General features: G+C 49.7%; 1 protein-coding gene. It reads left to right on the top strand.

Annotation, left to right across the window (positions count from 1 at the left end):
* Positions 1-859 precede the first annotated feature (859 nt).
* Positions 860-19647, top strand: an 18788-nt coding sequence (locus tag HB364_RS32415; protein WP_167292615.1) for an HYR-like domain-containing protein, incomplete at its 3' end; no start/stop codon positions are given.

Here is a 19647-nt window from a genome sequence, read left to right as displayed (position 1 = left end):
TTCTTACCCCTATTCCTTTTTTTAACCCGGCTTCCCCGGTCTCTGCCGAATGATTTTTCCTTGTTCCACAACCCACATCCCCTAGTGTACTCTTGTCTATGATCAAGTTATGTTTTAATTATTTAACATATTTTTAGAATATCACAAGTGTTTGACTATATTGTAGTCAGAACCACATACGCTGAAACATTCGCCTAAAAGGCCATTTTCACTTCCAATTTCCACCCACGTTTTTCACTTTCCAATTTTCCGTCAAAGCCTTCACTATCAATGCCATTACTCTTTAATCAGTCCTCCATGATCCTTAGATAAAACCTAATGAATCAGGTTCAAATGATCAGTTTTGAGAGGGTTATATAACATCAAAACATGATGAATGAATGAAGCATATTTACTTCTTCTATTTATCGGTTGCATTTAATACCCATTGAGCAGGGCTCAAAATAACCCCCGTGCTGTAGACCTCTGTACAGGTATCATTCTGATAACTGTGTTCATGCTGTATGAAATCCACTTCATCCTTCCCGGTTTTCAATTAAACTGATCCAGGCTTATACTTTTCATGAAAGATAGGTTCAGACATATCTTTTCAAAGCAGCCCGTCACCCTCATTAACGATTTCATGCAAAACGTTAATCGTATTTGCATAACTGTAAGTGTATTATTGTGTGTTGCTACACCGTTCGTACTAAATGCGCAGCATCTAAACACCGGAAGGCGGACCGATAGCCTTGCATCGAAAGCAACCGTAAATTCCCTTCCTAAAAAAACTTCCCCCTCTTTTAGAATACTAATTCTAAACTTTACTGTAACAGGTGGCGGAACTTATTGCAGTGGTGGAACCGGCGTGCCGGTAGGATTGAATGGATCAGAAGCCGATACCGTTTACCAGCTTCAATTGAATGGTGTGGATATTGGGACTCCCGTAACCGGTACTGGTAACGCGATAAGTTTTGGGTTACAAACTGCGCCGGGAACGTATACGGTAGTAGCCAACACTGTAAACGGACCGATTGCCATGATAGGCAGTGTAGTGGTAACAGTAAACCCGGTTCCTGCTACGCCATCGCCAGGCAGTAATAGTCCTGTATGTGCGGGAAATGCCATCAACCTGTCTACCGGTTTAGTTGCCGGAGCTACCTATAACTGGACTGGTCCGAACGGTTTTACTTCAACTGCACAGAATCCAACCATTGCAGGAGCCACCGTAGCGGAAGGTGGAACGTATTCTGTTACAGTTACGGAGAATGGTTGTACGAGTGCTGCGGGTACAACCAATGTTGTAGTCAATATCCCTCCAACAGCAAACATCAGTTATACCGGTTCGCCCTTTTGTTCAAATGGCGGAACTGCTACCGTAACATTAACCGGAACAGGTGGCGGGACTTATTCTTCTACAGCAGGGTTATCGATCAATGCATCTACCGGTGATATCAACCTCGGAGCCAGTACACCAGGTACGTATACGGTTACTTATACCATACCCGCTTCCGGCGGATGTGCAGCCGTAACCACCACTACAATGGTTACTATTACTGCTGTACCTGTAGCAACCTTTAGTTATACCGGAACGCCCTATTGCCAGAATGCTGCTAATCCTTCCCCCACCTTTAGCGGAGGTGGTGTTGCCGGAACTTTCTCTGCTTCTCCTGCAGGTTTGGTATTTGTGAGTACCAGTACAGGCCAGATAGATTTAGCGGCCAGCACACCCGGTACCTATACGATCACCAATACAATTGCGGCTTCGGACGGATGTTCGGCTGTAACAGCCACTGCCAGTGTTACGATTACAGCAGTACCAACAGCAGCCATTTCCTACACGGGAACGCCTTTCTGTGCTACTGTTGCCAGTGCATCCGTAACATTAACGGGAACGGGTGCCTACACAGGAGGAACGTTTAGTGCGCCGGCTGGATTAACCATCAACAGTTCAACCGGTGCTATCACGCCTAATACCAGTACCGCCGGCACCTATACGGTAACATATACTACACCTGCCTCAGGCGGATGCGCAGCAGTAAGTACCACTGCACCGGTTACTATTACTGCTGTTCCTGTAGCAACCTTTAGTTATACCGGAACGCCATTTTGCCAGAATGCCGCGAATCCTTCCCCCACCTTTAGCGGAGGTGGTGTTGCAGGAACTTTCTCTGCCGCCCCTGCGGGTTTGGTTTTTGTGAGTACCAGTACAGGCCAGATAGATTTAGCTGCCAGCACACCCGGTACCTATACCATCACCAATACTATTGCAGCTTCCGGCGGATGTGCAGCAGTAACGGCCACTGCCAGTGTTACGATTACAGCAGTACCAAGTGTGAGCATCTCTTATGCCGGCAATCCTTTCTGCCGATCAGTAACAACTGCTCAACCCGTTACACTTACAGGAACAGGCGCCTATACCGGTGGCACGTATACTGCATCACCGGCCGGACTGACCATCAATAGTTCTACCGGGGCTATTACCCCCAGCAGCAGTACCGCCGGTACCTATACAGTAACGTACACCAAAGCGGCGGCAGGCGGATGTTCCGCCATAAGCGCTACTACATCAGTTACGATCACTGCGGTACCAACTGCAACCATTTCCTATACAGGAACGCCTTTCTGTACTACAGTTGCCAGTGCATCCGTAACATTAACCGGAACGGGCGCCTACACGGGAGGAACGTTTAGTGCACCTGGCGGATTAACCATCAACAGTTCAACCGGCGTCATCACGCCTAATACCAGTACTGCCGGAACCTATACAGTAACTTACACAACACCGGCATCGGGTGGTTGTGCGGCTGTTACAGCTACCACATCTGTAACGATTACGGCACTACCAACCGTGTCGATTTCTTATACCGGAAATCCATTTTGTGCTACTGTTAGTACTTTTCAGCCAGTAACCTTAACAGGTACAGGAGCTTATACAGGTGGAACTTTTTCTTCATCGCCGGGGGGACTTACGATTAATGCAAGTGGATCTATCAGACCAAGTACCAGTACACCAGGTACCTATACGGTAACATATACTACACCTGCCTCAGGCGGATGCGCAGCAGTAAGCACCACTGCACCGGTTACTATTACTGCTGTTCCTGTAGCAACCTTTAGTTATACCGGAACGCCATTTTGCCAGAATGCCGCGAATCCTTCCCCCACCTTTAGCGGAGGTGGTGTTGCAGGAACTTTCTCTGCCGCCCCTGCGGGTTTGGTTTTTGTGAGTACCAGTACAGGCCAGATAAATTTAGCGGCCAGCACACCCGGTACCTATACTATTACCAATACCATTGCAGCTTCCGGCGGATGTGCAGCAGTAACGGCCACTGCCAGTGTTACGATTACAGCAGTACCAAGTGTGGGCATCTCTTATGCCGGCAATCCTTTCTGCCGATCAGTAACAACTGCCCAACCCGTTACAATAACAGGAACAGGCGCCTATACCGGTGGCACGTATACTGCATCACCGGCCGGACTGACCATCAATAGCTCTACCGGGGCCATTACCCCCAGCACCAGTACCGCCGGTACCTATACAGTAACGTACACCAAAGCAGCGGCAGGCGGATGTTCCGCCATAAGCGCTACTATATCAGTTACGATCACTGCGGTACCAACTGCAACCATTTCCTATACAGGAACGCCTTTCTGTACTACAGTTGCCAGTGCATCCGTAACATTAACCGGAACGGGTGCCTACACAGGAGGAACGTTTAGTGCGCCGGCTGGATTAACCATCAACAGTTCAACCGGCGTCATCACACCTAATACCAGTACTGCCGGAACCTATACGGTAACATACACTACACCGGCATCGGGTGGTTGTGCGGCTGTTATCGCTACCACATCCGTAACCATCACAGCACAGCCAACCGTAAATCTGTTATATGCAGGTTCGCCATTCTGTAAATCTGTTACAACAGCCCAGCCAGCTACCCTAACAGGGACAGGAGCCTATACAGGAGGAACCTATACAGCCTCACCGGCCGGGCTGACCATCAATAGTTCTACCGGGGCCATTACCCCCAGCAGCAGTACCGCCGGAACCTATACAGTAACGTACACCAAAGCGGCGGCGGGTGGATGTGTAGCAATAAGCACCACTACATCAGTTACGATAACTACTGCGCCAACAGCAGCCATTTCCTATACGGGAACACCTTTCTGTACTACAGTTGCCAGTGCATCCGCAATATTAACCGGAACGGGCACATACACTGGTGGAACCTATAGCGCTTCGCCTGCAGGTTTGTCGATTAATTCAACAACCGGAGTAATTACTCCGGGCAGCAGTACATCCGGAACTTATACTGTAACATACACCATACCGGCCTCAGGAGGTTGTGCTGCTGTTACTGCTACCACAACTGTAACGATAAATAGTGCTCCAACAATTTCTGTAACTCCTGCTTCGGCAGCATTCTGCAGTGGCAATAGTGTTACCTTAACTGCAAGCGGTGCTACCAGTTATACATGGAGCCCTGCAACAGGATTATCTATAACAACCGGAAACATTGTGATCGCTTATCCCGATGTTACCACAACCTATACTGTTACCGGAACCGGTGCAAACGGATGTACCAATACGGCGAATGTTACTATTACAGTTACCCAGAGTCCGGAAGGTGATCTGTCATCGAGTCCGCCGGTTTGTCCCAATAGTAACAGCGGCACTTTGGTACTCACCAATTATACGGGCACCATTTTAAGATGGGAAAGCTCAACTGACGGGGGAGCAACCTGGACTACCATAAATAATACCACTGCTTCACAATCGTATTTGAATTTATCACAAACAACCATTTACCGGGTAGCACTTGAATTGAATGGTTGCAATACTTACTCAAGCATTGGTATAGTACCGGTAAATCCTCCATTTACGCCAACGGCTACTGCAACACCTCCGGTAATTTGTTTAGGTGAATCAGCCGTATTACATGCCAGTGATTATGGTCCACCGCCTTTCCCTGTTGAAGATTTTCAAAATGCCAATCCGGCTGGCTGGAGTGGAAATGATGCCAATAATAATAATAAAGATGATAATAGCCCATGGGGAGAAACCAACAACGGAAAAACTTATAACGGTGTATTGTACAATTCAAATGCACCTCCTACCAGTAGCAAATTCATGATTGTAAACGGAGATGGTGGCGGAAGCACTGCCAGTTTAATAACACCTCCGTTTAGCCTGGTGGGTGTAACTAATCCAACATTCAATTATTATACGGCGTTAAACTTTAACGCCGGCACCACCGGGTATGTTGAAATTTCAACCGATGGTGGTCTTACCTATACTACCATAAAAACCTATACCGGCCCCACCAATGTAGGAAATCCGAATAATGGTTTTATCCAGGAATCGATTAACCTGAGTGCCTATATAGGGCAGCCTAATATACAAGTCCGTTTCAGGTATAATGGCACAACAGGCAGTAACTGGGCGATAGATAATGTTGGTATTGCCGGAACGTATCAACCGGTAACCTATCAATGGTCGCCAACAACCTATTTAACTCCTGCAACAGGCGCAGGCCAAAATGTTACCACAACACCTACTACTGCCGGTACATTTAACTATTGCGTTGTGGCTACAACAGCAGCCGGATGTGCCAGCCCGCCGGTATGTGTTGATGTAACAGTAAAACCATTACCCCCCTGTTCAATTACCGGAAGTGACAGTGTATGTCCCGCTTCAACCAATATATATAGTGCACCTGCCGGTCTGACTGCTTATAACTGGAGCATCTCAGGTAAAGGCACTATCTCGGGTTCTAATACTGCTGAAACTGTTACAATAATTGCCCGGGGCTCATGTGGTACTTATACTTTGAATCTTACCACTACTTTAAACGGCTGTACCAGTACATGCAGCCGGACCATTACCATTTATGATACCACCAGGCCGGTGATTACAGTAACGGCTGCTGCAGCACTGGGTTGCAATCCGACTCCGGCTCAAATAGCTGCAGCCTTTGGCACAGCCACTGTTACAGATAACTGTGGGCAGACTTTTGTGGCCACTTTCACAACGGGTGCTGAAACCGGTGCCTGTACCCGGTCAATCACCCGTACCTGGAACGTAACTGACTCCTGCGGTAATACAGCGATTCCCGTTTCCCAAACACTGACTTTTAAAAGGGATACAGTAGCTCCTGTAATTACCATCGCTCCTGCATCAAACCTTCCCTGCAATCCAACACAAACTGAAATAGATGCTGCATTTGGAACTGCCAGCGTTACTGATAATTGCAGCACCGGGTTAACAGCGACCGGAACGGTAGGCGCAGAAACCGGCTCCGGTTGTACCTGGTCAGTTACAAAAAGCTGGACGGTGACGGACAGTTGTGGCAACACCGGTACTGCAACACAAATAATAACATTTACCAGGGATACACAAACACCTGTAATTACGCTCACTGCTGCAAATGGGGTTGTATGTAATCCAACTGCTGCCAACATATCTTCCGCTTTTGGAACAGCCAGTGTAACTGATAATTGCACGCCGGGTTTAATTGCAACAGGAACCATTGGACCGGAAGTTTTGGTATCCGGCTGTACGTATTCCGCTACAAAGACCTGGACAGTAACTGATAGCTGCGGTAACACTGCAACACAAACTCAGACGATTTCATTTACAAGAGATACGCAGGCGCCGGTGTTGACAGGTGTACCAGCCAACAGCACTGTTCAGTGTAACAATATACCTTCGGCCCCGACCGTGACTGCAACTGATAATTGTGACCCAACAGTACCAGTGACCTTTAATGAAGTGATTAGTGTAACGGATGGCTGTGGCACCATTACCCGAACCTGGACGGCGACCGATGTCTGCGGCAATACGGTAACTGCTACTCAAACGCTTACTGTTGTTGATAATACACTACCGGTACTATCCGGTGTTCCAGCCGATGCTACCGTGCAGTGTGGTAGCGTCCCTGCAGCAGCAACTGTGACAGCCACAGATAATTGTGATCCGACTGTGCCGGTAACCTTTGCTGAGACGAGTACTATTGTTGATGGTTGCGGCATTATCACCAGGACCTGGACTGCTATTGATGCTTGTGGCAATACAGTGACTGCTACACAAACGCTGACGGTACAAGACAATACACCGCCAGTACTTACCGGCGTTCCTGCTGCTGCCACCGTTCAGTGTGGCAGTATCCCTGCTGCAGCTATCGTTACTGCCACTGACAACTGCGATCCCACTGTTCCTGTAACTTATGCTGAGACAAGCGCTGTTACTGATGGCTGTGGCACCATTACCCGTACCTGGACAGCTACAGATGCCTGCGGCAATACGGTGACTGCGACGCAAATACTGACTGTGGTTGATAATATGCCGCCTGTGCTGAACAATGTACCGGCTAATGTAACGGTGCCATGTGATAATATTCCTGCTGCCGCAAATGTTACGGCCACGGACAATTGCGATCCAACAGTCCCTGTAACCTTCAATGAAGTAAATAGTGCAACTGATGGATGTGGCACCATAACCAGAACCTGGACTGCCACCGACGCTTGTGGCAATGCGGTTACTGCCACGCAAACCCTGACGGTAGTTGACATTACGGCGCCTATACTAACGGGAGTTCCTGCAGATGCCACTATTCAATGCGACAATATTCCTGATGGGGGGATAATGGTGACCGCCACTGATAATTGCGACAGTAATGTACCCGTTACTTATAGCGAGACAAACAGTGTTGTTGATGGTTGCGGTACTATTACCCGCACATGGACAGCAACTGATGCCTGCGGCAATACCGTTACTGCTACGCAGATATTAACTGTAGTTGATAATACAGCACCAGTATTGACGGGCATTCCTGCTGATGCGACTGTTCAGTGTGGAAGTGTCCCTGCAGCAGCTACTGTGACAGCCACAGATAACTGCGATCCGGCTGTACCTGTAACCTTTGCGGAGACTACTACCGTTGTTGATGGTTGCGGTACGATCACCAGAACCTGGACAGCTACGGATGCCTGTGGCAATACAGTAACTGCAACTCAAACACTGACCGTAGTTGATAATACACCTCCGGTGTTAACTGGTGTACCTGCCGATGCAACGGTTCAGTGTGGTAGTATCCCTGCAGCGGCAACAGTTACTGCAACAGATAATTGTGATCCGACAGTTCCGGTAACTTTTGCTGAGACCAGCACTGTTCTGGACGGTTGCGGTACGATTACCAGAACCTGGACTGCGACCGATGCGTGCGGTAATACGGTGACAGCTACACAAACTTTGACGATTGTTGATAATACGCCACCAGTGCTTAGTGGTGTACCAGCCGATGCGACTGTTCAGTGTGGCGCTATCCCTGTTGCCGCGACAGTGATTGCCACTGATAATTGCGACCCAACTGTGGCAGTGACAATGACCGAGACCAGCACCGTAGCAGATGGTTGTGGTACGATCACCCGCACCTGGACAGCCACTGATGCCTGCGGCAATACGGTAACTGCGACTCAGACTTTAACTGTAGTCGATAATACTCCACCTGTATTATCTGGTGTGCCCGCTGATGCAACGGTTCAATGTGGCAGTATCCCTGCTGCGGCGACCGTGACCGCAACAGATAATTGTGATCCGACAGTTCCGGTAACTTTTGCTGAGATCAGTAATGTTGTGGATGGCTGCGGCACGATCACCAGAACCTGGACAGCCACTGATGCCTGTAGCAATACGGCAACTGCAACACAAACCCTGACTGTTGTTGATAATACTCCGCCTGTATTAACTGGTGTACCTGCCGATGTCACAGTACAATGTGGTAGTATCCCTGTAGCCGCTACCGTAACTGCAACTGATAATTGTGATCCTACTGTACCGGCGACAATGACCGAGACAAGCACCGTAGCAGATGGTTGCGGAACTATTACCCGCACCTGGACAGCTACCGATGCTTGTGGTAATACAGTAACTGCTACGCAAACTTTAACTGTTGTTGATAATACTCCACCAGTACTTGCCGGAGTTCTTGCTGATGCGACTGTGCAATGTGGTAGTATACCAACCCCTGCCACAGTAACAGCCACGGATAATTGTGATCCAACAGTACCTGTGACCTTTAATGAAGTGATTAGTGTGACAGACGGCTGCGGTACCATTACCCGTACCTGGACAGCAACCGATGCCTGTGGGAATACTGTAACTGCTACTCAGACCTTGACCGTTGTTGATAATACGCCACCGGTATTATCTGGTGTTCCTGTTGATGCAACTGTTCAGTGTGGTAGTATTCCTGCTGCAACTACCGTGACTGCCGCTGATAATTGTGACCCGTCAGTACCGGTTACAATGACAGAAACAAGCACCGTGACTGACGGTTGTGGCACCATCACCAGGACCTGGACAGCCACAGACGCCTGTGGTAATATCGTGTCTGCAACGCAAACATTGACTATACAAGACAATATACCACCTGTATTAACAGGTGTTCCTGCTGCTGCTACCGTACAATGTGGAAGTATCCCTGCAGTAGCTACGGTGACTGCCACTGATAATTGCGACCCAATAGTTCCTGTAACCTTTGCAGAGACCAGCACTGTAGTGGAGGGTTGCGGTACTATCACCCGAACATGGACAGCTACTGACGCCTGTGGTAATATCGTGTCTGCCACTCAGACCCTTACTGTAGTTGATAATATCTCACCCGTCTTAACTGGTGTACCTGCAAATTCTACTGTTCAGTGCGGCAGCATTCCTGCAGCTGCAACCGTGACTGCCACAGACAATTGCGATCCGACTGTTGCTGTGACAATGACCGAGGTTAGTACTGTTTTGGATGGCTGCGGTACTATCACCAGGACTTGGACGGCCACTGATGCCTGTGGCAATACGGTGACGGCAACTCAGACTTTAACTGTTGTTGATAATACGCCACCGGCATTAACAGGTGTTCCAGCCGATGCGACTATTCAGTGTGGCAGTATTCCAACAGCAGCTACAGTGACTGCCACTGACAACTGCGATCCGACTGTGGCAGTGACAATGACTGAAACAAACACCGTGACTGATGGCTGCGGAACTATTACCCGCACCTGGACTGCTACGGATGCCTGTGGCAATACGGTGACTGCGACACAAACGCTGACTGTACAAGACAATACACCACCGGTATTAACGGGCGTTCCTGCAGATGCTACAGTGCAATGTGGCGCTGTACCTGCAGCGGCTACGGTGACAGCTACTGACAACTGCGACCCGACAGTTCCTGTAACCTTTAATGAAGTGATTAGTGTAACAGATGGTTGCGGTACCATTACCAGAACATGGACAGCTACTGACGCCTGTGGCAATACGGCGACTGCTACTCAGACATTAACTGTTGTTGACAATACACCACCAGTGCTCACCGGGGTTCCTGTCGATGCAACCGTTCAATGCGGTGCAATACCTGCAGCGGCAACAGTGACTGCCACCGATAATTGTGATCCGACTGTTCCTGTGACTTTTGCAGAGACCAGCACTGTAGTGGATGGCTGCGGTACGATCACCAGAACCTGGGCAGCAACAGACGCCTGTGGCAATACAGTGACTGCAACTCAGACTTTAACTGTTGTTGATAACACGCCTCCAGTATTAACCGGCGTCCCGGCAGATGCAACCGTGCAATGTGGAAGTATTCCAACCGCTGCAACCGTGACAGCCACAGACAATTGTGACCCGACAATACCGGTGACCTTTGCTGAGACCAGTACTGTAGTTGATGGATGTGGAACTATCACCAGAACCTGGACGGCAGCCGATGCCTGTGGTAATACGGTGACAGCTACTCAGACACTTACTGTAGCTGACAATATATCGCCTGTATTAACGGGTGTTCCTGTTGATGCTGCTGTTCAATGCGGTAGCATTCCTGCAGCAGCTACAGTGACGGCTACTGACAACTGCGATCCGACAGTACCCGTAACTTTTGCTGAGACTACTACAGTGGTTGATGGTTGCGGTACGATTACCAGAACCTGGACAGCAACAGACGCTTGCGGTAATACGGCAACTGCCACTCAAATATTGACTGTAACTGATAATATACCTCCGGTATTAACCGGTGTTCCTGCTGATGCAACGGTTCAATGTGGTAGTATACCTGCTGTGGCTACAGTGACTGCCACTGACAATTGTGATCCTACTGTGCCAGTTATTTTCTCAGAAACAAACAATGTTGTTGATGGTTGCGGAGCCATTACCAGGACATGGACTGCCACCGATGCCTGCGGCAATACAGCGATTGCAACTCAAACCCTGACTATCCAAGACAATACCCCACCGGTATTAACCGGCGTGCCTGCTGATGCTACTGTTCAATGTGGTAGTATTCCAACCGCCGCAACCGTAACTGCAACCGATAATTGTGATCCAACTGTACCTGTAACTTTTGCTGAGACTACTACTGTTGTTGATGGATGTGGTACTATCACCAGGACCTGGACTGCCACTGATGCTTGTGGCAATACGACGACTGCTACTCAGACTCTTACTGTAACTGACAATACACCACCAGTATTATCTGGTGTTCCTGCCGATGCAACGGTTCAATGCGGCAGTATTCCTGCAGCGGCAACTGTGACAGCTACTGATAACTGCGACCCGACTGTACCGGTGACCTTTAATGAAGTAATTAGTGTAACAGATGGCTGTGGTACCATAACCCGTACCTGGACAGCAACCGATGCCTGTGGTAATACAGTGACTGCGACTCAAATGCTGACAGTTCAAGACAATACGTCGCCAGTGATCTCCGGAGTACCGTCTGATGCAACTGTTCAATGTGGAAGTATCCCGACTGCAGCCACTGTCACTGCCTCAGACAATTGCGACCCAACAGTTCCTGTAACATTTGCAGAGACCAGTACTGTTGTTGACGGTTGCGGAACGATTACCAGAACCTGGGCCGCTACTGATGCCTGCGGCAATACAGTGACAGCTACGCAAACGCTGACTGTACAAGACAATACCCCACCAGTACTTACCGGCGTCCCGGCAGATGCAACGGTTCAGTGTGACGCTATTCCTGTTGCCGCAACAGTTACTGCCACCGATAATTGCGACCCGACTGTGCTGGCTACAATGACAGAGACCAGTACCGTAGTAGATGGCTGCGGTACCATTACCAGGACCTGGGCGGCTACTGATGCTTGTGGCAATACCGTAACAGCGACCCAAACGCTGACAGTACAAGATAACACACCACCGGTATTAACAGGCGTGCCTGCAGATGCAACCATCCAATGCGGTAGTATTCCTGCTGCAGCTACCGTCACCGCTACTGATAATTGCGATCCTACTGTTGCTGTGATAATGACAGAGGCCACTACTGTTTTGGATGGCTGTGGTACTATTACCAGGACCTGGACGGCTGTGGATGCCTGCGGTAATGCGGTAACTGCAACCCAAACCCTCACCGTACAAGATAATACCCCACCTGTACTTACTGGGGTGCCTGCTGATGCAACGGTTCAATGTGGTAGCATACCGACCGCTGCAACTGTGACAGCTACTGACAACTGTGATCCGACAGTTCCGGTTATAATGACCGAGACCAGCACCGTGGTCGATGGTTGTGGAACGATTACCCGCACCTGGACAGCAACCGATGCCTGTGGCAATACAATGACTGCTACTCAAACACTGACTGTACAAGATAACATACCACCGGTATTAACAGGCGTGCCCACAGATGCAACCGTGCAGTGTGGTTCGATACCAACTCCAGGTATTGTCACTGCTACTGATAATTGTGACCCTACTGTGCCAGTGGCTTTTGCTGAGACCAACACTGTCGTGGATGGTTGCGGAACGATCACCAGGACCTGGACCGCTACTGACGCCTGCGGTAATACGGTGACTGCAACTCAGACATTAACAGTAATTGATAATATACCACCGGTACTATCCGGTGTTCCTGCAGATGCGACTGTTCAATGTGGTAGTATCCCGGCAGCCGCTACAGTGACTGCCACTGACAATTGCGACCCGACTGTTCCGGTTACAATGACAGAAACGAGCACCGTGGCTGATGGTTGCGGTACCATCACCAGAACCTGGACCGCTACTGATGCCTGTGGCAATACCGTGACAGCAACTCAAACTCTGACTGTACAAGACAATACGCCACCGGTGTTGACCGGTGTTCCAGCAGATGCGACTGCTCAGTGTGGATCTATTCCTGCTGCAGCTACGGTAACTGCCTCTGACAACTGTGATCCGACTGTGGCAGTTATAATGACTGAGACCAGAACAGTAGTCGATGGTTGTGGAACTATCTCCAGGACCTGGACCGCTACTGACGCCTGTGGCAATACAGTAACTGCTACGCAAACGCTGACTGTACAAGACAATACCCCACCGGTATTGACTGGTGTTCCAACTGATGCAACCGTGCAGTGCGGCAGTATCCCTGTAGCGGCAACCGTTACTGCCACAGACAATTGCGATCCGACTGTGCCAGTGATTTTCTCAGAAACAAGCAGTGTTGTTGATGGCTGCGGTACCATTACCAGGACCTGGACTGCGACCGATGCCTGCGGCAATACCGTTACTGCTACGCAGATATTAACTGTAGTTGATAATACACCACCAGTACTCTCCGGTGTTCCTGCCGATGCGACTGTTCAATGTGAAAGTATACCAACCGCTGCTACAGTTACAGCGACAGATAATTGTGATCCTACAGTTCCTGTGACCTTTAATGAAATAGTTAGTGTTACCGATGGCTGCGGAACTATCACCAGAACCTGGACTGCCTCCGATGCCTGTGGCAATACGGTGACTGCTACGCAAACGCTGACTGTACAAGACAATATACCACCGGTATTAACGGGCGTTCCTGCAGATGCTACAGTTCAATGCGGTGCTATTCCTGCTGCAGCAACAGTCACCGCAACAGACAATTGCGATCCTACTGTGCCGGTGACTTTCGCAGAAACAAACACTGTTGTTGATGGTTGCGGCACCATCACCAGAACCTGGACAGCTACTGATGCGTGCGGCAATACCGTTACTGCTACGCAGATATTAACTGTAGTTGATAATACACCACCAGTGCTCTCCGGTGTTCCTGCTGATGCAACGGTTCAATGCGGTGCAATCCCAACCCCTGCTACAGTTACTGCCACAGATAATTGTGACCCGACAGTGCCTGTAACCTTTGCAGAGACAAGTACTGTGGTGGATGGTTGTGGTACGATTACCCGCATCTGGACAGCCACCGACGCCTGCGGCAATACCGTGACTACGACACAAACACTGACTGTACAAGACAATATACCGCCAGTACTCTCCGGTGTACCTGCCGATGCAACTGTTCAATGTGGAAGTATACCAGCCGCTGCAACCGTAACAGCTACTGATAATTGTGATCCGACTGTACCGGTAACCTTTAATGAAGTAAATGGCGTTACCGACGGTTGTGGTACCATTACCAGGACCTGGACTGCCACCGATGCTTGTGGTAATACGGTGACTGCCACACAAACGCTGACTGTTGTTGATAATACGCCACCGGCATTAACAGGTGTTCCAGCCGATGCGACTGTTCAGTGTGGCAGTATTCCAACTGCAGCTACCGTGACAGCCACTGACAATTGTGATCCGACTGTGGCTGTGACAATGACTGAGACCAGTACCGTAGCAGATGGCTGCGGTACCACCACCAGGACCTGGACGGCTACTGACGCCTGCGGTAATACAGTGACTGCAACTCAAACGCTGACTGTCGTTGATAATACGCCGCCAGTACTCACCGGCGTACCTGCTGATGCGACAGTGCAATGCGGTGCAATACCAACCGCCGGCACAGTAACTGCGACAGATAATTGCGATCCGACTATACCTGTGACCTTTGCTGAGATCAGTAATGTTGTGGATGGTTGTGGTACTATCACGAGAACCTGGACTGCGACCGATGCCTGTGGCAATACGGTAACTGCTACGCAAACTTTGACGGTTGTTGATAATACACCACCAGTTTTAACAGGTGTACCTGCTGATGTTACTGTTCAGTGTGGCAATATACCTGTTGCCGGCACAGTTACTGCCACGGACAATTGTGACCCGACTGTACCGGTAACCTTTAATGAAGTAAATGGCGTAACCGACGGTTGTGGTACCATTACCAGGACCTGGACTGCTACTGATGCCTGCGGCAATACAGTGATAGCAACACAAACTTTAACTGTAACTGATAATATACCACCGGTATTATCCGGTGTCCCTGCCGATGCGACGGTTCAATGTGGAAGTATACCAACCCCTGCTACAGTGGTTGCCACTGACAATTGTGACCCGACTGTATCAGTGACCTTTAATGAGACAACTACCGTAGTAGATGGCTGCGGCACTATTACCAGGACCTGGATCGCAACAGACGCCTGCGGCAATACTGTGACTGCTACGCAAACGCTGACGGTAACTGATAATATACCTCCTGTACTAACCGGTGTTCCTGCCGATTCCACGATTCAATGTGGTAGTATACCAACCGCCGCAACCGTAACCGCCACCGATAATTGTGATCCAACAGTACCAGTAACCTTTAATGAAGTAATTAGTGTAACCAATGGTTGCGGCACCATCACTAGAACATGGACAGCGACAGATGCCTGTGGTAACACGGTGACTGCAACGCAGACACTGACTGTACAAGATAACACACCGCCAGTACTCTCCGGCGTACCTGCTGATGCGACTGTTCAGTGTGGATCTATCCCTGCAGCGGCTGCCGTGACTGCCACTGACAATTGCGACCCGACTGTGGCTGTGACTTTTGCAGAGACCAGTACTGTTGTTGACGGTTGTGGTACTATTACGCGTACCTGGACAGCAACCGATGCCTGTGGCAATACGGTGACTGCAACACAAACCCTGACTGTACAAGACAATACCCCACCGGTATTAACCGGGGTACCAGCTGATGCAACCGTTCAGTGTGATGCTATCCCTGCTGCCGCTACAGTGACTGCCACTGATAACTGCGACCCGACTGTGGCGGTGACAATGACCGAGACTAGCGCTATTGTTGATGGTTGCGGTACGATTACCAGAACATGGACGGCTACGGATGCGTGCGGCAATACAGTAACTGCAACTCAAACATTAACTGTACAAGATAATACACCGCCCGTATTAACCGGCGTTCCTGCCGATGCTACTGTTCAGTGCGGCGCTATTCCAGCTGCCGCAACAGTGACCGCCGCAGACAATTGCGACCCGACGGTACCGGTAACTTTTGCAGAGACCAGCACTGTTATTGAGGGCTGCGGCACCATTACAAGAACCTGGACAGCAACCGATGCCTGTGGCAATACGGTGACAGCAACACAAACGCTGACTGTACAAGATAACACACCACCAGTATTAACGGGCGTTCCTGCTGATGCGACCGTTCAATGCGGAAACATCCCTACTGCAGCCACTATAACTGCTACTGACAATTGCGATCCAACTGTACCGGTAACTTTTGCTGAGACCAGCACTGTTGTGGATGGTTGTGGAACCATTACCCGTACCTGGACTGCGACCGATGCCTGCGGTAATACAATGACTGCTACTCAAACGCTGACAGTACAAGATAACATACCACCGGTATTAACAGGCGTGCCCACAGATGCAACCGTGCAGTGTGGTTCGATACCAACTCCAGGTATTGTCACTGCTACTGATAATTGTGACCCTACTGTGCCGGTGGCTTTTGCTGAGACCAACACTGTTGTGGATGGTTGCGGAACGATCACCAGGACCTGGACCGCCACTGACGCCTGCGGTAACACGATGACCGCAACGCAAACACTTACTGTAACTGACAATACGCCACCGGCACTTTCTGGTGTTCCTGTCGATGCGACTCTTCAATGTGGAAGTATACCAGCCGCTGCGACAGTTACAGCGACAGATAATTGTGATCCTACAGTATCTGTGACTTTTGCAGAGACCAGTACCGTAGCAGATGGTTGTGGTACGATCACCAGGACATGGACAGCTACTGACGCCTGTGGTAATACAGTAACTGCCACACAAATATTAACTGTAACTGATAATACTCCACCGGTACTCTCCGGTGTTCCTGCTGATGCAACGGTTCAATGCGGTGCAATCCCAACCCCTGCTACAGTAACAGCCACAGATAATTGTGATCCGACTATGACTGTGACAATGACAGAAACTAGCACCGTGGCTGACGGTTGCGGTACGATTACCAGAACATGGACTGCTACGGATGCTTGTGGTAATATCGTAACTGCTACGCAAACGCTGACTGTCGTTGATAATACGCCGCCAGTACTCACCGGCGTACCTGCCGATGCAACCGTTCAGTGTGGCGCTATTCCTGCAGCAGCAACGGTGACAGCTACTGACAACTGCGACCCGACAGTACCAGCAACCTTTAATGAAGTAAACAGTGTAACCGATGGCTGTGGAACCATTACCAGGACCTGGACTGCGACCGACGCCTGCGGCAATACTGCGACAGCAACGCAAACATTAACGGTTGTAGATAATACTCCGCCGGTACTCTCTGGCATTCCTGCTGATGTCACAGTACAATGTGGTAGTATTCCTGCTGCTGCTACTGTGACCGCCACTGATAATTGTGATCCAACAGTACCAGTGACCTTTAATGAAGTAATTAGTGTAACTGATGGTTGCGGAACTATAACCCGCACATGGACCGCTACAGATGCTTGCGGCAACACGGCAACTGCGACACAAACGCTGACTGTACAAGACAATATACCACCGGTATTAACGGGCGTTCCTGCAGATGCTACAGTTCAATGCGGTGCTATTCCTGCTGCAGCAACAGTCATCGCAACAGACAATTGCGATCCTACTGTGCCGGTGACTTTCGCAGAAACAAACACTGTTGTTGATGGTTGCGGCACCATCACCAGAACCTGGACAGCTACTGATGCCTGCGGCAATACCGTGACTGCCACACAAACGCTGACTGTTGTTGATAATACTCCACCAGTACTTACCGGAGTTCTTGCTGATGCGACTGTGCAATGTGGAAGTATACCAACCCCTGCTACAGTAACAGCCACAGATAATTGCGATCCGACTGTGGCAGTGACAATGACAGAAACTAGCACCGTGGCTGATGGTTGCGGTACTATTACCCGCACATGGACTGCTACTGATGCCTGCGGCAATACAGTGATTGCGACACAAACGCTGACCATAATAGACATTACGCCACCGGCACTCACCGGTGTCCCTGCAGATGCAACCGTTCAGTGTGGCGCTATTCCTGCAGCGGCAACAGTTACCGCCACTGATAATTGTGATCCGGCTGTACCGGTTACAATGACAGAGACGAGCACTGTCACCGATGGTTGCGGTACTATCACAAGGACCTGGACAGCAACCGATGCGTGTGGTAATTCCGTTACAGCAACTCAAACACTGACAGTACAAGACAATACACCACCGGTATTAACGGGTATTCCTGCTGACGCAACGGTTCAATGTGGTAGCATACCAACCGCTGCAACCGTGACTGCCACAGATAATTGTGATCCGACTGTGCCTGTAACCTTTAATGAAGTAATTAGTGTAACTGATGGTTGTGGAACCATTACCCGCACATGGACTGCGACCGATGCCTGCGGTAATACCGTGACTGCGACACAAACGCTGACTGTTGTTGATAATACGCCACCGGTATTAACGGGCGTACCTGCTGATGCCACCGTACAATGTAGCAGTATCCCTGTAGCCGCTACCGTGACTGCCACTGATAATTGTGACCCAACAGTACCAGTGACCTTTAATGAAGTGGTTAGTGTAACAGATGGCTGCGGTACCATTACCCGTACCTGGACAGTGACTGATGCCTGTGGTAACACGGTGACAGCAACACAAACTTTAACCGTTGTTGATAACACACCACCCGTATTAACCGGCGTTCCTGCAGACGCAACCGTTCAATGTGGTGCGATACCAACCGCCGCAACCGTAGTCGCCACTGATAATTGCGATCCGACTGTTCCTGTAACTTATTCAGAGACAAACAGTGTTATTGACGGCTGCGGAACCATTACCCGCACCTGGACTGCAATTGATGCTTGTGGCAATACGGTTACTGCAACACAAACGCTGACTATTGTTGATAATACGCCACCAGTGCTCATCGGCGTACCTGCTGATGCTACCGTTCAGTGTGGCGCTATCCCAACTGCCGCTACAGTGACTGCCACAGATAATTGCGACCCGACTGTGGCGGTGACAATGACCGAGACTAGTACCGTTGTTGATGGTTGCGGAACCATTACTCGCACCTGGACAGCGACTGATGCCTGCGGCAATACAGTTACTGCCACTCAAACACTGACTGTACAAGACAATACGCCACCAGTTTTAACAGGTGCACCTGCTGATGCGACTGTTCAGTGTGGAAGTATACCAACCGCTGCGACAGTTACAGCGACAGATAATTGTGATCCGACTGTACCAGTGACCTTTAATGAGACAACTACCGTAGTAGATGGATGCGGAACTATTACCCGCACCTGGACTGCTACGGATGCCTGCGGTAATACGGTGACTGCAACTCAGACATTAACAGTAATTGATAATATACCACCGGTACTATCCGGTGTTCCTGCAGATGCGACTGTTCAATGTGGTAGTATCCCGGCAGCCGCTACAGTGAC

It is taken from the genome of Paraflavitalea devenefica (assembly GCF_011759375.1).
GTDB lineage: Bacteria > Bacteroidota > Bacteroidia > Chitinophagales > Chitinophagaceae > Paraflavitalea > Paraflavitalea devenefica.
Note: the sequence above shows the minus strand (reverse complement) of the source record. Positions and strands in the feature narration are given on the sequence as shown.